The organism is Metapseudomonas cellulosilytica (genome assembly GCF_049334135.1).
GTDB lineage: Bacteria > Pseudomonadota > Gammaproteobacteria > Pseudomonadales > Pseudomonadaceae > Metapseudomonas.
In genome coordinates, this window is record NZ_JBHZGN010000002.1 from 363,351 (window position 1) to 385,632 (window position 22,282).

At 65.6% G+C, this 22,282-nt stretch carries 17 protein-coding genes and 1 riboswitch; of the genes, 7 read left to right on the top strand and 10 right to left on the bottom strand.

Going from position 1 to position 22,282, the window contains the following annotated elements; translation table 11 throughout:
• Positions 1-61 precede the first annotated feature (61 nt).
• From ACFW0H_RS03820 to ACFW0H_RS03830, 3 genes are all read right to left on the bottom strand, one after another.
• On the bottom strand, positions 62-760 hold the full coding sequence (locus tag ACFW0H_RS03820) for an OmpA family protein (RefSeq protein ID WP_422912568.1): 699 nt from the start codon (positions 758-760) through the stop codon (positions 62-64).
• An 80-nt stretch (positions 761-840) separates the two neighbouring features.
• Positions 841-1,482, bottom strand: coding sequence for an MBL fold metallo-hydrolase (locus ACFW0H_RS03825; protein ID WP_422912569.1), 642 nt, complete (start codon positions 1,480-1,482; stop codon positions 841-843).
• 50 nt (positions 1,483-1,532) lie between these two features.
• The gene (locus tag ACFW0H_RS03830; RefSeq protein WP_422912570.1) at positions 1,533-2,552 is read right to left on the bottom strand and encodes an AraC family transcriptional regulator; all 1,020 of its coding nucleotides are present in this window, start codon (positions 2,550-2,552) and stop codon (positions 1,533-1,535) included.
• A gap of 122 nt (positions 2,553-2,674) precedes the next feature.
• Between ACFW0H_RS03830 and ACFW0H_RS03835 the strand changes: the two genes are divergently transcribed.
• Positions 2,675-3,511, top strand: a complete 837-nt coding sequence (locus ACFW0H_RS03835) for a metal-dependent hydrolase (RefSeq protein ID WP_422912571.1) — start codon at positions 2,675-2,677, stop codon at positions 3,509-3,511.
• 324 nt (positions 3,512-3,835) lie between these two features.
• Here ACFW0H_RS03835 and ACFW0H_RS03840 read toward each other — a convergent pair whose 3' ends face one another.
• Entirely contained in the window at positions 3,836-4,777 is a 942-nt protein-coding gene (locus ACFW0H_RS03840) for an alpha/beta fold hydrolase (RefSeq protein ID WP_422912572.1), read from the bottom strand.
• Between the two features lie 172 nt (positions 4,778-4,949).
• On the opposite strand from ACFW0H_RS03840, the gene ACFW0H_RS03845 reads away from it, so the two are divergent.
• Positions 4,950-5,813: a hypothetical protein gene (locus ACFW0H_RS03845; protein WP_422912573.1), complete on the top strand. Its 864-nt coding sequence runs from the start codon at positions 4,950-4,952 to the stop codon at positions 5,811-5,813.
• Here ACFW0H_RS03845 and ACFW0H_RS03850 read toward each other — a convergent pair.
• The 4 genes from ACFW0H_RS03850 to ACFW0H_RS03865 all read right to left on the bottom strand — a co-directional run bounded on the left by ACFW0H_RS03850 (position 5,793) and on the right by ACFW0H_RS03865 (position 13,934).
• Positions 5,793-8,513 (bottom strand): LuxR C-terminal-related transcriptional regulator, encoded by a 2,721-nt coding sequence (locus tag ACFW0H_RS03850; RefSeq protein ID WP_422912574.1) that lies wholly within the window; start codon positions 8,511-8,513, stop codon positions 5,793-5,795. The genes ACFW0H_RS03845 and ACFW0H_RS03850 overlap by 21 nt on opposite strands.
• Before the next feature lie 148 nt (positions 8,514-8,661).
• Positions 8,662-10,029 carry a DUF1329 domain-containing protein gene (locus ACFW0H_RS03855; protein ID WP_422912575.1) on the bottom strand — a complete coding sequence of 456 codons (1,368 nt, stop codon included), beginning with the start codon at positions 10,027-10,029 and terminating at the stop codon, positions 8,662-8,664.
• A gap of 31 nt (positions 10,030-10,060) precedes the next feature.
• Positions 10,061-12,010, bottom strand: coding sequence for a DUF1302 domain-containing protein (locus ACFW0H_RS03860; RefSeq protein WP_422912576.1), 1,950 nt, complete (start codon positions 12,008-12,010; stop codon positions 10,061-10,063).
• A gap of 241 nt (positions 12,011-12,251) precedes the next feature.
• Entirely contained in the window at positions 12,252-13,934 is a 1,683-nt protein-coding gene (locus tag ACFW0H_RS03865; RefSeq protein WP_422912577.1) for a fatty acid--CoA ligase, read from the bottom strand.
• Positions 13,935-14,115: 181 nt separating this feature from the next.
• On the opposite strand from ACFW0H_RS03865, the gene ACFW0H_RS03870 reads away from it, so the two are divergent.
• Positions 14,116-15,291 (top strand): thiolase family protein, encoded by a 1,176-nt coding sequence (locus ACFW0H_RS03870; RefSeq protein ID WP_422912578.1) that lies wholly within the window; start codon positions 14,116-14,118, stop codon positions 15,289-15,291.
• Between the two features lie 132 nt (positions 15,292-15,423).
• Here ACFW0H_RS03870 and ACFW0H_RS03875 read toward each other — a convergent pair whose 3' ends face one another.
• Positions 15,424-16,608: an MFS transporter gene (locus tag ACFW0H_RS03875; protein ID WP_422912579.1), complete on the bottom strand. Its 1,185-nt coding sequence runs from the start codon at positions 16,606-16,608 to the stop codon at positions 15,424-15,426.
• 83 nt (positions 16,609-16,691) lie between these two features.
• Between ACFW0H_RS03875 and ACFW0H_RS03880 the strand changes: the two genes are divergently transcribed.
• A complete protein-coding gene (locus tag ACFW0H_RS03880) occupies positions 16,692-17,471 on the top strand; it encodes an AraC family transcriptional regulator (RefSeq protein WP_422912580.1) in 780 nt (259 codons plus the stop codon).
• Between the two features lie 266 nt (positions 17,472-17,737).
• On the opposite strand, the gene ACFW0H_RS03885 is transcribed toward ACFW0H_RS03880, so the two are convergent.
• Positions 17,738-18,367: a LysE family translocator gene (locus ACFW0H_RS03885; RefSeq protein ID WP_422912581.1), complete on the bottom strand. Its 630-nt coding sequence runs from the start codon at positions 18,365-18,367 to the stop codon at positions 17,738-17,740.
• An 83-nt stretch (positions 18,368-18,450) separates the two neighbouring features.
• On the opposite strand from ACFW0H_RS03885, the gene ACFW0H_RS03890 reads away from it, so the two are divergent.
• From ACFW0H_RS03890 to ACFW0H_RS03900, 3 genes are all read left to right on the top strand, one after another.
• Entirely contained in the window at positions 18,451-19,413 is a 963-nt protein-coding gene (locus tag ACFW0H_RS03890) for a 2-hydroxyacid dehydrogenase (protein ID WP_422912582.1), read from the top strand.
• Between the two features lie 51 nt (positions 19,414-19,464).
• Positions 19,465-20,463: a methyltransferase gene (locus tag ACFW0H_RS03895; RefSeq protein WP_422912583.1), complete on the top strand. Its 999-nt coding sequence runs from the start codon at positions 19,465-19,467 to the stop codon at positions 20,461-20,463.
• Positions 20,464-20,552: 89 nt separating this feature from the next.
• Positions 20,553-22,028 carry an amino acid permease gene (locus ACFW0H_RS03900; protein ID WP_422912584.1) on the top strand — a complete coding sequence of 492 codons (1,476 nt, stop codon included), beginning with the start codon at positions 20,553-20,555 and terminating at the stop codon, positions 22,026-22,028.
• 48 nt (positions 22,029-22,076) lie between these two features.
• A riboswitch (yybP-ykoY riboswitch) is annotated at positions 22,077-22,188 on the top strand.
• Positions 22,189-22,282 lie beyond the last annotated feature (94 nt).

A 22,282-nucleotide genomic window follows, 5' to 3' on the forward strand; every position in this document is an offset into this window, starting at 1 on the left:
GACGCGCGGCAAAAACGACAAGGCCCGCGAACGCGGGCCTTGTACGGGGATGCAGGGAATCTTACTGCTGCGAAACCTGGGCGCCGGGGATGGGAGTCAACTTGATCTCCACACGGCGGTTCTGCGAACGGCCGGTCTCGTTGGCGTTGCTGGCGACCGGCTGGTCCGGGCCCATGCCGCGGGAGGTCACGCGGGCACCATTGACGCCCTGGGCCATCAGGTAGTTGGCCACGCTCTGGGCGCGCTGCTGCGACAGGTTCACGTTGTACTGGTGGCCACCGGTGCTGTCGGTGTGGCCGACCACCTCGATGTTGTTCTGGTCGTACTGCTTGAATGAAGTCGCCAGGTTGTTCAGCGGGCTGTAGAAGTTGCTGGCGATGTTCGCGGAATTGGTGGCGAAGGTGATGTTGCCGGGCATGATCAGGTTGAGATTGTCGCCCTGACGCTCCACCTGCACACCGGTGCCTTCCATGCTGCGGCGCAGTTCCGCTTCCTGCTTGTCGACGTAGTAGCCGTAGCCCGCGCTGGCCGCGCCAGCCACGGCGGCACCGATCAGAGCACCCTTGCCACGGTTGTCGTGGTTGATCGCGGCACCTGCCACGGCGCCGGCGAGGGCACCCAGGGCGCCGTACTTGGCGGTCTTGCTCATGCCGCCCTGGCTCGGGGCCTGGCCCTGGTTATCGTAGGTGCCTGGCGCGGCACAGCCCGACAGCATGGCGAAAGCGGTGGCGGCGATGATCAGGCGACGCGGGGTGAACATGGACTCATTACTCCTGAGAAATCGTTTAGCCGGTGTGGCTGCGGGCAATTAGACATCAATCTCGACAGAAATTCCGTGGCTCAGGCCCGCACGAAGGGATTTTCCCGCATCTCGTCGCCCAGACGGGTGTCCGGGCCGTGGCCGGTGACCACGGTCGCCTCCTCGTCCAGGCTGTACAGGCGCTGCTTGATGGAGCGCTCGATGGTGGCGTAGTCGCCGCCCCAGAGGTCGGTGCGGCCGATGCCGCGGCGGAACAGGGTATCACCGGCGATCAGCAGCTTGGCCTGGGGGAACCAGAAGCTCATGGAGCCTGGGGTGTGCCCCGGTGTATGCAGGGCCACGCCGCAGCCGCAGGCCAGTTCCTCGTCGTCGGCCAACCACTGGTCGGGCGATGGCACCGGCTTGTAGGGCACGCCGAACATGCGGCACTGCATTTCCAGGTTGTCCCAGAGGAACTGGTCTTCCTTGTGCAGGTGCAGGGTCGCGCCAGTGGCCTTCTTCAACTCGCCGGAAGCCAGGAAGTGATCCAGGTGGGCATGGGTGTGGATGATGCTCACCAGCTTCAGGCCATGGGCCTCCAGGCGCGCCAGGATCTGTTCATGGTTGCCGCCCGGATCGACGACGATGGCCTTCTTGCTGACCGGGTCGCCGATCAGGGTGCAGTTGCACTGCAAGGGACCGACGGGGAAGGTTTCGCGGATCAGGGCGGTGGGCTGGGTCATCGGGCATCTCCGGTACGGCGGCGCGCTCTGCGGCGCTCGGCGAATGGGCTTCACGGCCCGGCACGATAATCGCTCGGCAGCCTGCCCGTCCATTTGCGGAAGGCACGGCGAAAGTTGGACGGGTCGCTGAAGCCCAGCAGGCTGGCGATCTCGAACAGCGGCAACTGGGTGGTGCCGAGGTATTGCAGGGCGAGGCCCTTGCGTACTTCGTCCAGTACCTGTTGATAACTGGTGCCCATGACCGCCAGGTGCCGGCGCAGGCTGCGGCCGCTGGTGTGCAGGGCGCGGGCGGCACCGTCGAGGTCGGGGAAGTCGCCGGGACGCGCCAGCAGGAGTCGACGCACGCGGGTCAGCAGGGCGTCCTGGACATCCAGGCTGGCCAGCAGGGCCTCGCACTGCTGTTCGCACATCTGCACCGTGGCCGGATTGGCCAGCGCCATGGGCCGAGCCAGGTAGCTCCTGGGCAGGCTCAGCCAGTGGCAGGGCTGCTCGAACCGCGGAGCCACGCCGAACACCTCCGCATAGCGCGCTGCATAGACCGGCGCCGTATGGGCGAAACCCACCTGCTGGCCGTGCAGCTCCTCCCCCACCAGGAAGCGGGCGATGCTGAAGAAGCTGGCCAGCAGCCCTTCGCCGGCGAAACGCCCGAGGGGCCCCATGGGGAAGGACTCGGTGGCGCGCAACTGCAGGCAGTCGCCCTGCTCCACCAGCTCCAGTTCGTAAGCCAGGCCCAGGACCCGGTAATACTGCATGGCGAACTGCAGGGCCCGCCCCAGGTTGGCGCTGGAGAGCACCGCATAGCCAAGGATGCCGTGGGTGGAAACGTTCAGCCGCTGGCCGAGCATCAGGCCCAGGGCCGGCTCGCGGCATTGCCGAAGGGCGGCACCGGCCAGATGGTTGAAGTCGAGGAAGGACAGCCGTCCATTGGGGTTGCCAAGCACCTCCGGCCGGATCCTGGCGCTGGCCAGCAATACCGGACGCGCCACGCCCAGCTCTTCGGCCAGGGTCAGCAGGGCTTCGGCATAGGCGATGGGAACCAGTTCGGCGGAGAAAGTCAGGGGTTGCTTCATATTGGCGTCTTGTTCTGGCTATGGCCGGATATGACCTGAAGGTTGGCTGTAGATAACCTTGTCCGACAAAACCCGGCAAGCGGATATTGGGACCATGGTCCAGATAGATTCAAGGAGCCCCCATGGCCAGCACCACCCCCGAAGGATTGGTTATCCGTCCGCGTCACATGGATTTCGACCTGCCCAGCCCCCTGCCCCGCCACTGGCATGGTGGCGACGCCTTCAAGAGCCACCTGTTCGACGCGATGTCGGTGCTCTTCCCTGACGGCGAACGGTTTTTCATCGATTCGGTGCGCCAATTCCGCGAGCAGATCGAAGACCCGGTACTGAAAGAGCAGATTCGCGGATTCATCGGCCAAGAGGGCCATCACAGCCGCGAGCACCTGGAATACAGCAACCGCCTGCGCGAACTGGGCTATGACATCGGTACCATCGAGCGCCGCGCCCAGGCGCGGATCCGCTTCACCCAGAAGAAGTTCTCCCCGCGCCGCCAGCTGGCTGCCACCGCGGCCCTGGAGCACATCACCGCGATCATGGCCGACGGCCTGCTGAAGAATCCCGAGTACATGGCCGGCGCCCATCCCACCATGGCCCGCCTGTGGCGCTGGCACGCGCTGGAAGAGACGGAGCACAAGGCGGTGGCCTTCGACGTTTACAACCAGGTCTGCGGCAGCCACCGGCTGCTGCGCCGGGCGATGCTGATGGGCACCTTCTTCTTCGTCCTCGACACCACCCGTGGCCTGGCACACATGCTCGAGCGCGACGGCCTCTTGTGGAACTGGCGCGTCTGGCGCGACGGCCTGAGCTGGATGTGGGGCCGCAACGGCATCTTCCGGCCGCTGATCGGGACCTACCTGGACTTCTTCAGGAAGGGTTTCCATCCCTGGCAGCATGACAACCTGGAGCTGTTGTACCGGGCACGGGAGGAGTTCGATGTGGCGCGGGCGAGTGTGGCTTGAGCGTCATTCGAGTAGAGAAAGCGGCCCTTCGGGGCCGTTTTCTTTTTGTGGCTTGAATGTGCTTGAGGTGAAGTCCGAGCGGCGGACACTACCCTCACCCCCCGGCCCCTCTCCCAAAGGGAGAGGGGTGACTCGCGCCTGGCACTTTCTCTCGATCCTGCACGTACTGCTCCCTCTCCCTCTGGGGCGAACAGGCGCGTTTTTGGAAGCACTGCTTCCTGTGCCTGTGAGCGCCAGAACGCGAAGCGTTCTGGCCGGGGCGCAGAGCGGGGCTGGGGTGAGGGAAGGTGGGCCTTGCGCAATGCTCGGCCAAACTGAAGTCAATCACCCCAACAAGAACCGCATCGCATCCGCCGCACTCTGCTGCGGAATCTCCTCCATCGGGATATGCCCCACGCCGGGATAGGTCTTCACCTGGATGCCCGGCAGGTCGCGCTGCCAGAGCGGCACGTGTTTCGGCGAGATCCAGCGGTCCCTCTCGCCCCACAGCAGCAGGGTCGGCGCCTTGATCTGCGCCACGCGCTGACCGGTTCCGTCCAGCTCCTCGCGGTTGACCTTCAGCAGGACGCGGAAGATATCCATCATCGCCCGGCGATTGCCCGGCCGACGGCTCAGGTCGTAGTAGCGGTCCACCACGCCGGGCCTGATCCGTCCCGGCTCGCCATAGACTTCCTTGATCCCCTGGGCGATCAACGCTCGCGGCATCCACAGCGGCATGGCCAGGGTGGCGCCGGGCAGCGCGGCGGAGGCGATCATCCAGGGCACCTTGCGCATCCGGTAGCCGGCCGGGTCGATCAGCACCAGCTTTTCCACCCGCTCTGGCTGGGCCAGGGCGAAATTCCAGGCGATGTAGCCGCCCAGGGAATTACCCGCGATGGAGGCCTTGGCGATCCCCAGGTAATCCAGCAACAGGCCGAGCATGCCGACCATGCGTTCGGCCGAGTAGTCGCCCTTGCGCTTGGGGCCGGTGAGGCCGAAGCCGGGCACGTCGAAGCGGATGATCCGGTAGTGAGGTGCGAAGGCCTCGACCCAGCCGTCCCAGGTGTGCAGGGAGGCGACCACGCCGTGGATCATCACCAGAACCGGTTTGTCACGGCTGCCCTCGTCGCGATAGTGGACATTGAAGCCATCCAGCTCGATGAAGCGCGATCCGCTGTCGGCGCTGGCGTAGCGCGCCTTCAGGCGATCGAGCGGCAGGGAACCGAAGCCCAGGCGGGCGAAACCGGCGGCGAGCGGCGGAGACAGCGGCAGGCTGGATGCGGACATTCCGGGCACCTCGTGATTGTTGTAGTCGAGGAGCTATCAGAGCACGCAGGCACACGTCCCGCGCCCAACCTAGGTTGAGCGTGAGCGTCGCCAGCCCAACCAAGGCGCGGGTGACGACGCGGCATGGCCTCGCTAATCTTGGCCGGCCCTTCCCGCCGGAATGCCACGGACGATGACACTGAACCGCCCCCTGCTTTGGCCGCTGGCCATCCTCCTGTTGGTGTGCGCGCTGCACGCCCCGGCAGCCGAGCTTTTCTACCTCGGCCAGAAGATTCCCAACATTCAGCGCCCCTGGGGCAGCGCCGATTACCACCAGTTGATCCTGGCTCTGCGCATGATCGACAGCACCCAGGCAAACGCGCTGCCACGGCGCAGCGGCGAATTCACCGGTCCGATCTACACGCGCATGGTCAGCGAAGAGAACTTCAAGCCGCAGCTGAACATCTATGCGCCGTTGGAACTGCGGCAGAACGAGGCGCGCGAGGTGCTGTTCCAGCTCAAGGAGCTGATGCGCCTGTACTTCGACTTCAAGGCCGCGCAGCAGCCCTATGGCGCCGAGGCACTGGGCCTGATGACCTACTCCCTGCGCCAGCAGGCCATCCTCTTCAGCCTCACGGTGGAGTTCTGGATGACCCTTTCGGCTAAGGAACAGGGCAACCCGGTGCGCCTCAAGGGGCTGCAGGAAACCAAGGCCGCAGCGGCCATGCTGACCTCCAGCGCCCTGGACTACCTGGGCCTGACGCGCCAGTTCAACCGCGAGGACCTGGTGCTCTACAGCGCCGAACTGGCCAAGCAGATGCCCGAGCTATTCGTGCATCTGCAGGCCGAGGTGCGCGGGCAATTGCTGGCACGGGTCGCCGAATTGGCCGAGAAGCACCCCGATGCCGAAGTGCGCGGCAACATGACCGACCTGCTGCCGGTGCTGGCCGGCATCCAGCAGGATGTGGACGCCCAACTGGCCACGCCCGCCGCCCCCGGACCGGCCGCTCCGGCACTGGACCTCTCGCCACCGGCCTCAGCGCAACAGACCGAGTGACTTGGCCCGGGCCACCGCCTGGGTGCGACGCTCCACGCCCAGCTTGCTGTTGATGTGGCGGGCGTGGCTTTTCACCGTGTGCAGGGAGATGAACAGGCGCTCGCTGATTTCCTGGTTGGAGCAACCCTGGGCGATCAGTTGCAGCACCGCCAGCTCCCGCGAACTGAGGGCCTCCGTGATTCCGGCGTCGGCCGGCAGCACGACCTCGGCGCCCGGCAGCAGTTCGAGCAGTTCCCGTACCGCGTCCGGCGAGCGGGCCGCCAGTTGTTCACGCAGCCACTGGGGATGCTGCTCCAGCAACTCACGGAAAGGCAGCAGGGCACCACCGGGCAGGCCATCAAGGGCCCCATCCAGCAAGGCGACCGATTCCCGCTCGCGACCGTTGCGCAACACCGCCACCCGCTGCAGCCGCGCCATCAGCGCGACATGGAGGGAGTCCTGGGCCTCGGCCTTTTCCATCAGCGCCCGCAGGCGCGCATCGGCCTCAGCCGTCTGGCCCTGGGCACGGGCCAGGGCCGCTTGTTGCAGCTCGATATAGAGCGCCAATTGCGGGTGGAACTCGGGAGCCGCCGCAGCCTGCTCGCCGGAGTAGGTTTCCGCCAGGCGCGGCAGCCAGGCTTCGGCCAGCTCCAGCTGCCCTTGGGCCAGCCACAGCTCGCACTTGAACAGGGTGATCATCGCCAGGTAGTAGATGGGCGGCACATCCCAGATGTGCATCAGCCGCTCGGCCTCCGCCAGTTGCGCGAAGGCAGCGGCGAAACGGCCCTCCCGGCCTTCCAGCCCGGCGAGGACACAATGGCCGATCAGCAGGCTGATATCCCGGCAGGCGCGGGCTTCGGCGATGCCAGCCTGGAGGCTGACCCGCGCCGCCTGGGGCCGCATCTGCAGGCTCTGCAGGTAACCCTGGTAGAGCATCAGCCGGGCCCGGGCGACGCAGGCACGCGGCGTCGCCACGCTTCGCAGTCGCTCCAGGCCCAGTTGCACCTCGGCCTGGGAACGCTGGACTTCGCCGCGCATCTGCAGCACCCGTGCACGGTCGTAATGGACCACGGACTCGAACAAGGGATTGGCGCCGCGGCGGGCCATTTCCAGGGCCTCGCGATTGAAACCGCGGGCGCGCCAGAGGTCGCCGCGCACCACGGCGATATTGCCCAGCAGGGACAGGCACAGATGGCGCTGCCCGTAGTTTTCCGGCGCCAGGGCGGTGAGGGCCTCGGTGCAGCATTGCTCGGCCCGGTCGATATCGCCCCGGCCCCGGGCGATCAACGCGCTGATCGCCTGCCACTGCGCCAGCAGGCTGCTCTGCTGCGCGGCATCCGGCGCCGGCAGGAAGCGCGCCAGGTTGCCCGCCAGTTCCTCCGCCGCGTCCAGCTGGCAGGCCAGGCCCAGGGCCAGGCTGTAGAGCACGATGAGCCGTGGCGTGCTGGAGAGCAGGCTGTCGGGCAGGTCCATTTTCCAGCGCAGCAGCGTGGCGATGTTCTGGTTGGCCAGCAGTTGTTCTTCGGAAAGGTTCTGCACCAACGAGGCCGCCACATCCGGCTGGCCAGCCCGCAGGGCCTGTTCCACCGCTTCGTCGAGCATGCCGTGTGCGGTGAACCAGCGGCAGGCGCGCAGGTGCATGCCGGCAGGCGCCAGCCTGATGGAAGCGCGGGTACGCAGCAGGTCGGTGAACAGGTGGTGGTAGCGGTACCACCGGCCCTGTTCGTCCAGCGGCACCAGGAACACCTGGTGGGCCTGCAGGTGCTGGAGGATGGCGGCGCTGTCGTGGCTTTCGCGCACGGCGTCGCAGAGTTCGGCGCAGAAGCGCTCGAAGCGGGCGGTCTCGAAGAGGAAGGCCTGGACATCGGGCGGCTGGCGCTCGATCACCTCCTCCAGCAGGTATTCGCGGATCAGGCTTTCATCGCCATGGGCGCCCTGCCCCACGTCCGGGCTGGCGGCGTCCTGGCCGGCCAGTAGCCACAGGCGCAGGCCCGCGACCCAGCCCTCGCTGCGCTGCAGCAGGCTTTCCAGATCTTCGCCATCGAGTTTGGCGCCCTGGCTGCTCAGCAGGGCCAGGCATTCCTCTTCGGTCAGGCGCAGGTCCTGCTCGCTGAACTCCAGCAGATGTCGAGAAAGGCGCAGCCGCGCCAGGTGCCAGTCCGGGCGCTGGCGGCTGGTCACCAGCAGCACCCAGCCATCGGGCAGGTGATTGAGGAGGAACTGCAGGCAGCGATCGAGCACCGCGTTCTGCGCCAGGTGGTAGTCGTCCAGCACCAGCAGCAGCGGCTGATCGGCATCGAGGCGTGCCGCGACTTCATCGAGCAGGCCATCCAGCCACTGTTCGAAGGCGAAGGGCTGGTGGCGCTGGCGCATCTTCAGGTGGCCCATCGCCTCGTCGCCCAGGCCTGGATAGAACTGGCGCAAGCCATCGAGCAGCCGTTCGAGGAAGCGCCCGGGGTCGCTGTCGCGGCGGCTGAGGCTGAGCCAGAGGCTTTGCCAGCCGGGCGGCAGGCTTTCACAGAACTCGATGGCCAGGGAACTCTTGCCGAAGCCGGCCGGAGCACTGAGCATCAGCAGGCGGCCATCCAGGCCGGCGGCAAGCCGCTCGCACAGGCGCGGGCGCGGAACGTGGCCGGCGGGCCGCGGCGGGCGAAAGAAGCGTGCATCGGCCGTCGGTCCGGCGGCTGAAGTCATGGATCGCGTACGGGTCAGAACGGTCATCACCCAGCTTCTAGGAGTGTTGTGCGTACAGGGCCGCTAACCTGGACGAGCCTAGCCGTTCAAGTGAACCAATAGAAGCCCCGGCGGGAAGTACAGGCAAGAAAAAAGCCGGCCCGCAGGCCGGCTTCCATACAAGGTGTTGTAGGGCTTAGCGAACGCCCGCCTGGCGCAGGGCCGCCGGGGTGTAGTCGCTTTCGCCAGCGGTGTAGCCGTAGTCGTAGGACTGCTTCTCTTCGTTCTTCATGCCCAGGGCCAGGTAGCGCCCGGACAGCAGGTCGTAGAGGCTTTCCAGGGTGTACCAGGGCACCTGGTGGTTGTAGTAGTACTGGGCATGGGCCTCGGCCACGCGCCACAGGGTGCCGCGACCGTCGTAGTGGTCGATGGCGGCGGCCTGCCAGGTGTCCTCGTCGATGTAGAAGTCACGCTTGGCGTAGATATGGCGCTCGCCCGGCTTCAGGGTCGCCACCACGTGCCATACGCGGTGCAGCTCGTAGCGGGTCAGGTCCTGGTTGATGTGGCCGGCCTTGATGATATCGCTGTACTTCAGTTTCGGATCATCCAGCTTGTAGCTGTTGTAGGGGATGTAGATCTCCTTCTTGCCTTCCAGCTTCCAGTCGTAACGGTCCGGCGCACCGTTGTACATGTCGAAGTTGTCGGAAGTACGCAGGCCGTCCGCCGCGGTACCCGGACCGTCGTAGGACACCTGGGGCGCGCGACGCACGCGACGCTGCCCGGCGTTGTAGAGCCAGGCCAGGCGCGGTTCCTTCACCTGGTTGAGGGTCTCGTGCACCAGCAGCACGTTGCCGGCCAGGCGCGAAGGCGCGGTTACCCGCTGCTTGAAGTAGAACAGCACGTTGCTCGGCTTGCTCGCGTCGTAGTCCTTCAACTGGTCGCGGAAGGTGAACTCGTCCTGGAAGTACACCAGGCTGTAGGAGCCGTTCGGCTGCGGGGTCGCCTGGGTCACCAGACGGCGCACGCTGCCGCCGCGATAGCGGGTGATGTGGTTCCAGATGGCTTCCAGGCCGTTCTGCGGAATCGGGAAGGGGTTGGCGGTGTGGAAGTCCTCCAGTCCGTTGCCGCCCTCCACCAGCTTGGTGTGCGTGGCGTTGTACTGGGTGGCTTCGATCACCTTGGCCGGCACCGAGGCCGAGCGGTGGGTCTTGTACACCGGCATCTTGTAGCTGTCGGGGTAGCGCTTGAACATCGCCAGCTGGCCGGGGGTCAGCTTGTCCTTGTACTGGTCGACGTTCTGCGCGGTGATGGTGAACAGCGGCTGCTCACTGGCGAAGGGGTCCGACAGGAATCCCTTGGAGTCGACGGTGCCAGCATTCTGCGGCAGGCCGCCGGTCCACTCGGGGATGGAACCATCGGCGTTGCCGGCCTTCTCGGCGCCCAGCGGCGTCAGCGTGGTACCCAGCTTGGCGGCTTGATCGGCGGGCACCGCAGCCATCACGCTGGTGGCCAGCAAGGACAGCGCCAGGGCGCCGGTTTTCAGCAGACTCTTTGTTGTTTTCATGGTTTTCGTCTTCCTCAAGATTGCAGTCCGCTTAGAAGTTCACGCCGAAGCTGAGCGCGAGGAAATCGCGGTCGATCAGGGTGTTGTACTTGCCGCCGAAGAAGTCGGTGTAGGACAGGCTGGCGGTATAGGTGTTCTGGTACTCGGCATCCAGCCCCAGACTCATCGCCTTGGCGTCTTCGGTGAACAGACCGTTCGGACCATAACCGTCCACGTCATGGGACCAGGCGATGTTCGGCTTCAGGTTGATGCCGGCGAACACGTCGTTGTAGTCCCACACCGCTCGCATGCGGTAACCCCAGGCGGTGCTGGTGACGAAGCCGTCGTCCTCGCAGTACTTGCTGACGTTTTCCGCCGTGGCACTGCCCAGGGTGCTGACGTTCAGAGCCTGGCAGGTCGGCAAGCCGTTCAAGGTGCCCGCCAGCGGGCCGGGGCCGAACACCGGGTCGCGGCCATAACGCGCCTTGCTGGTACTTTCCAGGCCGCCGGTGTGGACCACACCGATTTCGCCCACCAGGGTCAGGCGGCTCGCGCCCATGACCTGGTCGAAGAAATGGGTGAAGGTGGTCTGGAACTGGGTGATTTCCTTGCGGCGATAGCCGTGCAGGTCCTGGCCGGCCTGGCCATCGAGAACCGATGCATTGTCGAAAGGACGAATTGCCCCACCCAGGACAATGGGGTTCAGACCCGCAAACAGAATGTCCGTGGTGTTCAGCTGGACCGGCGCGTTCGGTCGGTAGCTGACCTCACCACTCCAGGCCGTTCCGGTGGGCAGGGTGGTGGAGAAGCTCAGGCCGAACAGGTGAATGTCTTCCGGGTACTCGACGAAATACTGGGAGTTGCCCGCCGTTGCCGCTGCGGCGAGACGCCCCGCAGCGTTGGCGCGCGCCGCAGCGGTAGCTCCAAGCGCAGGGTTTGCAAGCAAGGCAGTGGAGATTGCGTTGATCTGGTTTTGCGCCGCTACCGAGGCGCCGGTGCCGCTGAATACCGGCAGGCGGCTGTGGTAGTTCATGTAGTAGGCGCCGAATTCGGTATCCAGCGGCTCCGCGAAGTAGCGCAGCGCGAAACCATACTGGCCGTCGTCGTCGGCATCGCGGTCAGGTCCGCGCTTGACCAGTATCCCTTCATTGAACGGCGACGGTGTCACACCCAGGCCGCGTGGGCCGAAGATACTGTTGATCTGAGCAATCTGGGCCGGGTTGTTGGTCAGTACCGCGAGGTTCTGGTCACAGCCATCGGCGATGACGTCCGGCTGGGCGAAGAAGGTGCCGCAGTTGTCGACAACGGTCTGGTCCCACTCCAGCTGGTAGAAGGCTTCGGCGGAGAGGTTGTCGGTCAGGCTCTGGGACACGTAGAACATGTTGACCGGGATCAGGCCTTCCTTGATCTCGGCGCCGGGGCGGCGGAAGGCGGACACGTCGATCGGGTTGATCGAGTTGATGCTGTTGCCGATGAAGGTGCTTTCACCCCAGCTCACCACCTGCTTGCCCAGGCGCACACTGCCCGGCAGGTCGGCAATGTCGTAGTTGTGGTAGATGAAGGCGTCGAGCAGCTCGGCGCCGGAGGACTTGGCAGCTTCCTTGCGGCCGCTGTCGTCGATGTCCTTGAACAGGCGGTGCTCGTCCTTCAGCTCGAAGTCGTACCAGTACTTGCCACGGACGAAGACGCCGGTGTCGCCGTACTTCAGTTCGAGGTCATGGATGCCCTTGAAGATCTTCGAGAAGGTCTCGCCCTTCTTGAAGTTCAGGTGGGAGTCGTCGGAGGTCTGGGACAGGCCATCCCCACCGTTATTCACCCCGATCAGGTCCTTGTCAGCCCCCCGCATGGACCAACTGGCCCCCACGGACAGCGAGGAGTCGAATTGCCCCTCGATCTCACCGATGTTGAAGGACACGCCAAATGCCGGAGCGGCGAGCGTGGAAGCGAGGCTGACGGCCAGTGGCAGTTTTGCCAGGCGCCAGAACGTTGTGGTTGTTGTCATCGACGCTACTCCATGTGTTTTTTGTTATTGATGCTTGCGGACTATAGCCAGCGGGTATTAGCGCTTGATCCCTCGAAAGTGTGATTTGGAGCCCCCAGGCACTCTGGCTCGCCCCTTCCGGCGGATTAGTCCGATCCTTCGGTAGGAAAGATAGCCAGTTATCGTCAGAACGCAGCAATTAGTAAGCCAAGCGTTTGCTTGGTCAATCGGGCCGCGCCCCGAAAGGCGCGGCCCGTGCTGCTTAGAGAGCGGAGAGGAAGGTGCTGCCGGTCGCCTGCCATTGGGCGATGTCGACACGAATGCGTTTCTTGTCCAGCTTGCCCACGCTGGTCTTGGGAATTTCAGTAACAACGGCGATCTGGCTGGGAATGGCCCACTTATTGATGTGACCTTGCTCGACGAAGGGCTTGAGGTGTTCCTTCAGCGCCTTGGCGTCCAGGGCCTGGTTGTCACGTACCACCACCAGAGCGAAGGGCCGCTCGCCCCACTGCGGATCGGGTACGCCCACCACCGCCACTTCCTTCACGGCGGGATGACGGCTGATCAGGTCTTCCAGCTCCAGGGAGGAAATCCACTCGCCACCGGTCTTGATCACATCCTTGATGCGGTCGCGGATGTCGATGTAGCCCATGCCGTCCAGGGTGGCCACGTCGCCGGTGTGCAGCCAGCCGTGCTCCCAGAGTTCCTCGCTCTTCTGCGGTTCGTTGAAGTAGCCGAAGGTCAGCCAGGGCGCGCGCAACACCAGCTCGCCCTGGGACTCGCCGTCCACCGGCTGGAACTGGCCGTTGGCGTCCATGAGGGCGGCCTCCACCAGCGGCACCGGCACGCCGGCCTTGATGCGGTAGGTGATGCGCTCATCCTCGCTGCCGGCCAGCAGTTCCTCGTTGAGGTGGGCGACCGAAATCAGCGGGCAGGTCTCGGACATGCCGTAGGCGGCCGTGAGCTGGATGCCACGGGCCTTGGCGGCTTCGTAGAGGGCACGATTCAACGAGCTGCCGCCGATGATCATCTTCAGGCCGCCGAAATCGTAGCCCTGGGCGGTGGACGCGTTCATCACCATCTGCAGGATGGTGGGCACGCAGTGGGAGAAGGTGACCTTTTCCTCGCGGATCAGGCGGCACAGCATGTCCGGTTCGTAGCGCCCCGGGTAGACCTGCTTCACCCCGAGCATGGTGGCAACGTAGGGCACGCCCCAGGCATGCACGTGGAACATCGGGGTGATGGGCATGTACACGTCGTTGGTGCCCATCAGCCGGATGCTGTCCAGGGCGCCGATGGTGGAAGCCATGGACAGGGTGTGCAGCACCAGTTGGCGATGGGTGAAGTAGACCCCCTTGGGATTGCCGGTGGTGCCGGTGGTGTAGAAGGTGGTGGCCACCGAGTTCTCGTCGAAATCGGGGAAGTCGTAGGAGGTGCCGGCCGCTGCCAGCAGGGTCTCGTACTCACCTACCAGGTTGGGCAGGTCGGCATTATGGTCGCTGCCGTCGGTGAGCAGCAGGGTCTTCTCTACCGTGGTCAGCTGGCCGCGGATGGAATTGAAGACCGGCACGAACTCGCTGTTGACCAGCACGAAGCGGTCCTCGGCGTGGTTCATGGTGTAGAGGATCTGCTCCGGCGAAAGGCGGATGTTGATGGTGTGCAGCACGGCGCCGATCATCGGGATGGCGAACATGCACTCCAGGTAGCGATGGCTGTCCCAGTCCATCACCGCCACCGTGTCGCCGGCCTTGACGCCGGCCTGGGTGAGCACGTTGGCCAGGCGCGCGACGCGCTCGTTGAAGGTGGCGTAGCTGTAGCGGATACGGTCGCGGTAGACGATCTCGCGGGTCTTCTCGTAGCGGCTGCCGGACATCAGCAGGCGCTTGATCAGCAGCGGATAGACGTAGGCATTGTCGGCGGGCTTGATGATGCGGGTCTCGAGCATGGGGCGTACCTGGTGAGGTTGGAGGTCTTTTTTGTTGATCTCGACTTTAGGCCCCCTCGGCCAGGCGCAAATCAGTCGAAAGAGTGATTTGATGAGTGACTCTTTTTAGCTTTCCGGTCACCAGATAGAATCCAGGGCTCCGGCCGGTCGCGGCCAGTTAGCCATAAAAGGTAGGTTCGAGATGTCCGATATCGTTATCGTCAGTGGCGCCCGTACTCCCATGGGCGGCTTCCAGGGCAGCCTGTCCGGCGTATCCGCCGTGGACCTTGGAGCGCTGGCCATACGCGAGGCGGTCAGCCGCGCCGGCATTGCGCCGGCCGATGTGCAGGAAGTGATCATGGGCAATGTGCTGCCCGCCGGCCTGAAACAGGGCCCGGCCCGCCAGGCGGCGCTGGTCGCCGGCCTGCCCGCTGCCACCGGTTGCACCACCATCAACAAGCTCTGCGGCTCCGGCATGAAAGCCGTGATGCTGGCCCACGACCTGCTCAAGGCCGGCAGCAACCAGGTGATGGTGGCCGGCGGCATGGAAAGCATGTCCAACGCGCCCTACGTGCTGGAGAAGGCCCGCACCGGCCTGCGCATGGGCCATGGCGAGATCAAGGACCACATGTTCCTCGACGGCCTGGAAGATGCCCGCACCGGCCGCCTGATGGGTTCCTTCGCCCAGGAAACCGCCGACAAGCACGGCGTGACCCGTGAAGAGATGGACGCCTACGCCATCGAATCCCTCAAGCGCGCCCAGGCTGCCATCGCCGACGGTTCCCTGGCCGCCGAAATCGTCCCGGTGACCGTGACCACCCGTAAGGGTGAGGTGGTGGTGAAGGACGACGAGCAACCGCTTACCGCCAACCTGGACAAGATCCCCGGCCTGAAACCCGCCTTCAGGAAGGACGGCACCATCACCGCCGCCAACGCCAGCTCCATCTCCGATGGCGCCAGCGCCCTGGTCCTGATGACCGCCGACGAAGCCGCCCGCCGTGGCCTCAAGCCGCTGGCGAAGATCGTCGGCCACGCCACCCAGAGCCAGGACCCGAGCGAATTCACCCTGGCCCCCATCGGCGCCATGACCAACCTGTTCAAGAAGACCGGCTGGAACAAGGACGACGTTGACCTGTTCGAGATCAACGAAGCCTTCGCCATGGTGACCATGCTGGCCATGCGCGAACACGGCCTGGACCACGCCAAGGTCAACGTCTACGGCGGCGCCTGCGCCCAGGGCCACCCGGTGGGCTCCACCGGCTCGCGGATCATCATCACCCTGATCAACGCCCTGCGTAACAAGGGCGGCAAGCGCGGCATCGCCTCGCTGTGCATCGGTGGCGGTGAAGCGACTGCGGTGGCGATCGAGCTGCTGTAACGCTTCGCAGCAATGCAAGAAGGCGCGGTCGATACCGCGCCTTTTTCATGGGTAGGATTCAACTGGATCGCAAAGGTGGAAATCCACGTGTTGGATTTCCACCGGATGGTGGATAGAAGAGCGCTATCCACCCTACGCAGCGACTGCCTTGGGCGCATGCGCCGGCGTTCGCGGAAACACCAGAGCCGCCACGAAGGTCAGCGCCGCGAAGCCCGTCAGCACCATATACAACCCCGTCAGTCCCTGCCTCGGCTCGATGAAGGCGATCATCGGAATCGCCGCTGCGCTGGCGCCGAAGGAAAGGAAGTAGCGCAGGGCGAAGACCCGCGCCTGCCACTGTGGCGCAACGAAGTTGGCGACCATCGAGTCGTTCACCGTCACCTGGCCGAATACCGCGAACATGAAGGCCGCGCCCAGCAGCATCACCACCCAGCCGTCAGCCCAGGCGATCGCCAGCAGCAACGGCGCCTGGCAGAAGGTCAGCAGCACGAAGGGCAGCTTCAGGCTGACCCGGTCGATCACCCGACCGATCAGGAGCTGGGCCACCGCGCCGAAGGCGTAGGCTAGGCTGACCACCAGCCCGAGGGTTTCCGGGGCGGAAAACAGGTCATGCAGGCGCTCTTGGAACAGCTTGGGATAAGTCACGGTGGCGGCGTTGAACACCACGCCGCCGGTGGCTGTTACCAGTGCCAGCACGCCGAACACCAGCGGCATGGAAATGCCCGTCCCCAGGCCTGCGCGCCGAGCGTTGGCCGCGGCCACGGGAGGCGCCTCGTCACGCACGCACCAGGCGAACCAGAAGCCCAGCAGCAGCGCCACCGCGCCCGGCAGGATGAAAGCCGCACGCCAACCGAAGCGGGCGGTGAGAAAGCCGGTGAGCAACGCGGCAAAGGCCACGCCCAGGTTGCCCCACATGCCGTTGATGCCGATCTCCCGGCCGCGGTTCTCGGCATGGGCCACCAGCATTGCGGTGCCTACCGGGTGGTAGATGGCGGCGAACACACCCATCAGGGTCAGGCCCGCCACAAGCGCCGGCACCGAATGACTGAGGCCGGTGAAAATAGCCGCGGCGCCGATGCCGAGGAAGAACAGCAGCATCATCTGCCGCCGACTCCAGCGGTCGCCCAGCCAGCCCGCCGGTAGCGAGCAGGCGCCGAAGGCGATGAAGCCGCCCAGGGACAGGCCGATCAGCTCGCCATAGGCCAGACCGAAGTCGCGACCCATGCCGAGCACAGCGGCCGGGAAGATCAGCATGAACATGTGATCGAGCACATGGGCGGCGTTGATGAAGCGGATGACGGTTCGAGGTCGATTCATGGCAGCGGCGTTCGAGTTGTTGGAGCCGTCATGCTAGGTTGGCCACAAGCGCACGATCTGCCATATAAGTCATCGAATCAGACATGCTCATCAACCTCCACCAGCAGGGCCGCTTGAGCGCCATCGCCCGGGACTATGCCGACGGCGCCCATGTCGATCGCCATCTGCATGCCGAGGCGCAATTCCTCTATGCCGCCCGGGGCCTGATGCGTCTGGTCACCCACGCAGGCGCCTGGGTGATCCCGCCCACTCGGGCGGTATGGATTCCGCCGGGCATCGAACACCAGATCTTCATGTCCGGCCAGGTGCAGATGCGCACCCTGTTCATCGCCGCCGACGCCGCCCCCGCCAACCTCGACAATTGCTGCGTTCTGGCGGTTTCACCCTTGCTGCGGGAGCTGATCCTGCGCGCCATCCAGTTGGAGGAGATGGATGCGCAATCCCATCGACTGCTGGTGCAGCGGCTGATCCTCCACGAGATCGCTGCTCTGGAACGCATGCCCCTGCACTTGCCGGTGCCGGAAGACCGCCGTCTGCGGGCCATCTGCCTGGCCCTGCTGCAAACCCCGGAACTGGATCGCACCCTGGACGACTGGGGACTGGAAGTGGGCGCCAGCAGCCGCACCCTGGCGCGGCTGTTCGCCCGTGAGCTGGGCATGAGCTTCAACGACTGGCGCCAGCAACTGCGCCTCACCGAAGCCCTGCCCCGGCTGCTGGCCGGGCAGAGCGTGCAGAAGGTGGCAACCGATCTGGGCTACGGCAGCGGACGGGCCTTCAGCGCCATGTTCCGGCGTCTGCTGGGAGAAAACCCGCGGGAGTACGTGGCCAACCTCGGTCAACTGGCCGCGCTGGAAAAGGAATGACTGTGGGCGCGAATTTATTCGCGATGGCTGCATGGCAGGCCTTCGGCCTGTTTCGCGAATGAATTCGCTCCTACAACGCGGCAAGGGCAGCCCGTAGGATGGGTCGGGCGGCGTTCCGCGAGCGGAGCGAAACCCATGCTGTCGGATCGATGGGTTTCGCATGCCCTTGCTTCTCCTGTGGGAACGAACTCATCCACGATGGCTGTATGGCAGGCCTTCGGCCCGCTTCGCGAATGAATTCGCTCCTACAACGTGGCAAGGGCCAGCTACTTGAGCTCGGTGAACGCCAGCTTGATCCCCAATCCCACCAGCACCGCGCCCATCAACCGGTCGAACCAGTGCCCCATGCGGGCAAAACCGGCGCGCACGCGGCGCTGGCTGAACAAGAGCGCCACCAGGCTGAACCAGGCTGCGGTGGCGCAGGCCAGGTAGACGCCGTAGCCGGCCTGCACCGCCAGCGGCGTGTGCGGATTGATCACCACGGTGAACAGGGAAAGGAAGAACAGCGTCGCCTTGGGGTTCAGGCCATTGGTGACGAAGCCGGTGACGAAGGCCCCGCGCGGACTGCGCTCGCCAGCCATGAGGGCGGCTTCGGCGGCCACCGGATCGGCCGGCTTGGCGCGCAAGGCCTTGATGCCGATGTACAGCAGGTAAGCGGCAGCCGCCCACTTCAAGGCGTTGAACAGCATGATCGACTGGGAAACGATCAAGCCGATGCCCAACAGGGAATAGGCCACATGCACGAAGATCCCGGTACCCACGCCCAATGCGGTCCAGGTGCCGGCGCGCCGGCCATGGGCCACGCTCTCGCGTACCACGATGGCGAAGTCCGGCCCGGGACTGGCCACGGCCAGCAGGTGAATCAGGGCGACGGTGAGAAATTCCGTCAAGTACATGGAACCTCCGATTGGCAACGATTGGCTCTGGTAGGCTGGCAACCTTACGCCTTCCAACGGACCCGCAAAAGGTACAGACCAGCATGAACAGCAGCCGCGCCGTCTTCCTCGACCACGCCTCCCTCGACCTCGGCGACCTCGACCTGACCCCGCTGCGGCAAGCCTTCAGCAAGTTGCAGCTGCACCCGCAGACCGCCTCCGAACAGGTCGCCGAACGCCTGCATGGCGCCCAGGTGGCCATCAGCAACAAAGTGCGCATCGACGCCGCCGCCATGGCCGCCAACCCGCAGCTCAAGCTGATCCTGGTCGCCGCCACCGGCACCAACAACATCGACCTGGAGGCGGCCCGCGCCCAAGGCATCACCGTCTGCAACTGCCAGGCCTACGGCACGCCGTCGGTGGCGCAGCATACCCTGGCGCTGCTGCTCGCCCTGACCACCAGCCTGCCGGACTACCAGGCGGCGGTGCGTGCCGGGCGCTGGCAGCAGGCCAGCCAATTCTGCCTGCTGGACTTCCCCATCTTCGAACTGGAAGGCAAGACCCTCGGCCTGCTCGGCCATGGCGAACTGGGCGGAGCCGTGGCGCGCCTGGCCGAAGCCTTCGGCATGCGCGTGCTGCTCGGCCAGTTGCCGGGGCGCCCGGCCCGCGCCGACCGCCTGCCGCTCGCCGAGCTGCTGCCCCAGGTGGACGCCCTGACCCTGCACTGCCCGCTCAACGAGCAGACCCGCGACATGATCGGCGCCGCCGAACTGGCCCTGATGAAGCCCGGTGCCCTGCTGGTGAATACCGCCCGCGGCGGCCTGGTGAACGAACAGGCCCTGGCCGACGCCCTGCGCCGCGGCCACCTGGGTGGCGCCGCCACCGACGTGCTGACCCAGGAGCCACCGCGCGACGGCAACCCGTTGCTGGCCGCCGATATCCCGCGCCTGATCGTTACGCCGCACAGTGCCTGGGGCAGCCGCGAGGCCCGCCAGCGCATCGTGCGGCAGCTCGCCGAGAATGGCACGGCTTGGCTGAAGGCATCGCCTGTCAGAGTCGTCAGCTAGTTCATACAAGATCCTGATAAAATTCGCTGCTTTTATCAGGATCTTCTTCAGATGGACCCACGCAGCGAAGTCCTGCTTCGACAGCCCGACCTGTTCCAACGCCCGGTGCTGCTGGCCGGACTGCCAGCCGACGACCTGCTCGGCACCCTGCCCCAGGCCAGCGGCTGGAGCTGGCACGCCGGTGAGCACGCGGCCCTCGAGAGCCGCTTCGCCGGACGCAGCCACTTCGGCACGACGCCGCCGGAGGCCACCATTGCCGCCGCCGTGCTCTTCCTGCCCAAGTCCCGCGAGCTGACCGACTACCTGTTGGCTGCCCTGGCCGCGCGCCTGCCCGGCGGCGAGCTGTTCCTGGTGGGCGAGAAGCGCGGCGGCATCGAGCGCGCCGCCAAGCAGCTGGCCGCCTTCGGCAAGCCGCGCAAGCTGGACAGCGCGCGGCATTGCCAGCTGTGGCAGGTGAGCATCGCTCAGGCCCCCGCAGCGCCCGACCTTGGAAGCCTTGCCCAGCACTACCGCCTGGAACTGGCCGACGGCCCGCTGGAGGTGGTCAGCCTGCCCGGTGTGTTCAGCCATGGCCGCCTGGATCGCGGTAGCGCCCTGCTCCTGCAGCAGTTGGATGGCCTGCCCGGCGGCCACCTGCTGGACTTCGGCTGTGGCGCCGGGGTGCTCGGCGCGGTGCTCAAGCGCCGTTATCCACAGAGCCGCCTGACACTCCTGGACGTGGACGCCTTCGCCGTCGCCAGCAGCCGCCTGACCCTGGCCGCCAATGGCCTTGAGGGTGAGGTGATCGCCGCCGATGGTATCCAGGGCGCCCCGGAGGGACTCGCCGCCATCGTCAGCAACCCGCCCTTCCACCAGGGCGTGCACACCGACTACCAGGCCAGCGAGGACCTGCTGCGCGAAGCACGCCAGCACCTGGCGCCCGGTGGTGAACTGCGCCTGGTGGCCAACAGCTTCCTCAAGTACCCACCGCTCATCGAGCGGCACCTGGGCTCCTGCCGCACCCTCGCCGAGGGCGACGGCTTCCGCATCTACGGTGCCCGCCGGGGCTGACCTGGCGGGCGCTGCCCCTTATCCACAGTCAAGCGGCAATCGATAGCCGCCCCCGCCCGGTTCGCGCCGGGCGGTCTGGAGTTTTTTTCGTGACCGATCTCAATGCTGCCTGCACCACCCCGGCCAAGGACGGCCTGCACCGCTCCCTCAAACCACGCCACCTGAACATGATCGCCATCGGCGGCTCCATCGGTACCGGCCTCTTCGTCGCGTCCGGCGCCACAATCGCCAGTGCCGGCCCCGGCGGTGCCCTGCTCGCCTACGCGCTGATCGGGGTGATGGTCTACTTCCTCATGACCAGCCTCGGCGAAATGGCCGCGCACATTCCGGTTTCCGGCTCGTTCAGTACCTATGGCAGCCGCTTCGTCGACGACGGTTTCGGCTTCGCCCTGGGCTGGAACTACTGGTACAACTGGGCGGTGACCATCGCCGCCGAACTGGTGGCGGCGCAGCTGATCATGAGCTTCTGGCTGCCGGACGTACCCGGCCTCTACTGGAGCGCCCTGTTCCTCGGCCTGATGTTCCTGCTCAACGTGATCTCGGTGAAGGGCTTCGGCGAAAGCGAATTCTGGTTCGCCCTGATCAAGGTGGTGACGGTGGTGGTCTTCATCGGCATCGGCCTGGCCACCATCTTCGGCATCATGGGCGGCATCGAATCCCCTGGCTTCAGCAACTTCACCCAGGGCGACGCCCCCTTCGTCGGCGGCCTGCAGGCCATGGTCGGGGTGGCGATGATCGCCGGCTTCTCGTTCCAGGGCACCGAGTTGATCGGTATCGCCGCCGGCGAATCGGAGAACCCCAGGAAGAACATCCCCATCGCCATCCGCCAGGTGTTCTGGCGCATCCTGATGTTCTACATCCTGGCCATCTTCGTGATCGGCATGCTGATTCCCTACACAGAGCCGAACCTGCTGAAGAACGACGCCAGCGACATCAGTGTCTCGCCCTTCACCCTGCTCTTCGAGCGTGCCGGCTTCGCCGCCGCTGCCGGCGTGATGAACGCGGTGATCCTCACCGCCATCCTCTCCGCCGGCAACTCGGGCATGTACGCCTCCACCCGCATGCTTTTCAACCTCGCCCTGCAGGGCAAGGCGCCCAGGCTGTTCGCCCGCCTGTCCGCCAGCGGGGTGCCGCGCAATGCGCTCTACGCCACCACCCTGGTGGGCGCGCTGTGCTTCTTCACCTCCATCGTCGGCGACAGCACCCTCTACACCTGGCTGCTGAACACCTCGGGCATGTGCGGCTTCATCGCCTGGCTGGGTATCGCCATCTCCCACTACCGCTTCCGCAAGGGCTACCTGACCCAGGGCGGCCGCCTGGCGGACCTGCCCTACCGCGCCAAGCTGTTCCCCTTCGGCCCGCTATTCGCCTTCAGCCTCTGCCTCGTGATCACCCTCGGGCAGAACTACCAGGCCTTCGTCGGCGAGCGCATCGACTGGGCGGGCCTGGCCGCCACCTATATCAGCCTGCCGCTGTTCCTCGCCATCTGGCTGGGCTATCGGATGAAGAAGGGCAGCCGCCTGGTGAGCTACAGCGAGATGGACGTGCACGGCGGCGACAACTGACCGCAGGGCAATTCGCGCTTGCCGGGGCTGCCCGGCTTGTGCACAATGCGCCCCGTCCTAGGGGAGTAGTCTCCCGCGAGCGCCCAGCTCGCCCGGCGTGCGTCAACACACTTGGTCCGCAGACCATGGCGCATGCGACCCAGTGCCTGCACGGACAGGCCAGCGGTTTGACAAGACCTATGACACGCACATCCTGACCCGGGGCGGGCAGGCTGTACGTGTCATGGTGATTAGTCGACCCGCCCCCGTAGGAA

Excerpts from the sequence above, each read along its gene's own strand:
- ACFW0H_RS03820 (WP_422912568.1), bottom strand. The coding sequence starts at position 760 with ATGTTCACCCCGCGTCGCCTGATCATCGCCGCCACCGCTTTCGCCATG.
- ACFW0H_RS03825 (WP_422912569.1), bottom strand. The coding sequence starts at position 1,482 with ATGACCCAGCCCACCGCCCTGATCCGCGAAACCTTCCCCGTCGGTCCC.
- ACFW0H_RS03830 (WP_422912570.1), bottom strand. The coding sequence starts at position 2,552 with ATGAAGCAACCCCTGACTTTCTCCGCCGAACTGGTTCCCATCGCCTAT.
- ACFW0H_RS03835 (WP_422912571.1), top strand. The coding sequence starts at position 2,675 with ATGGCCAGCACCACCCCCGAAGGATTGGTTATCCGTCCGCGTCACATG.
- ACFW0H_RS03840 (WP_422912572.1), bottom strand. The coding sequence starts at position 4,777 with ATGTCCGCATCCAGCCTGCCGCTGTCTCCGCCGCTCGCCGCCGGTTTC.
- ACFW0H_RS03845 (WP_422912573.1), top strand. The coding sequence starts at position 4,950 with ATGACACTGAACCGCCCCCTGCTTTGGCCGCTGGCCATCCTCCTGTTG.
- ACFW0H_RS03850 (WP_422912574.1), bottom strand. The coding sequence starts at position 8,513 with ATGACCGTTCTGACCCGTACGCGATCCATGACTTCAGCCGCCGGACCG.
- ACFW0H_RS03855 (WP_422912575.1), bottom strand. The coding sequence starts at position 10,029 with ATGAAAACAACAAAGAGTCTGCTGAAAACCGGCGCCCTGGCGCTGTCC.
- ACFW0H_RS03860 (WP_422912576.1), bottom strand. The coding sequence starts at position 12,010 with ATGACAACAACCACAACGTTCTGGCGCCTGGCAAAACTGCCACTGGCC.
- ACFW0H_RS03865 (WP_422912577.1), bottom strand. The coding sequence starts at position 13,934 with ATGCTCGAGACCCGCATCATCAAGCCCGCCGACAATGCCTACGTCTAT.
- ACFW0H_RS03870 (WP_422912578.1), top strand. The coding sequence starts at position 14,116 with ATGTCCGATATCGTTATCGTCAGTGGCGCCCGTACTCCCATGGGCGGC.
- ACFW0H_RS03875 (WP_422912579.1), bottom strand. The coding sequence starts at position 16,608 with ATGAATCGACCTCGAACCGTCATCCGCTTCATCAACGCCGCCCATGTG.
- ACFW0H_RS03880 (WP_422912580.1), top strand. The coding sequence starts at position 16,692 with ATGCTCATCAACCTCCACCAGCAGGGCCGCTTGAGCGCCATCGCCCGG.
- ACFW0H_RS03885 (WP_422912581.1), bottom strand. The coding sequence starts at position 18,367 with ATGTACTTGACGGAATTTCTCACCGTCGCCCTGATTCACCTGCTGGCC.
- ACFW0H_RS03890 (WP_422912582.1), top strand. The coding sequence starts at position 18,451 with ATGAACAGCAGCCGCGCCGTCTTCCTCGACCACGCCTCCCTCGACCTC.
- ACFW0H_RS03895 (WP_422912583.1), top strand. The coding sequence starts at position 19,465 with ATGGACCCACGCAGCGAAGTCCTGCTTCGACAGCCCGACCTGTTCCAA.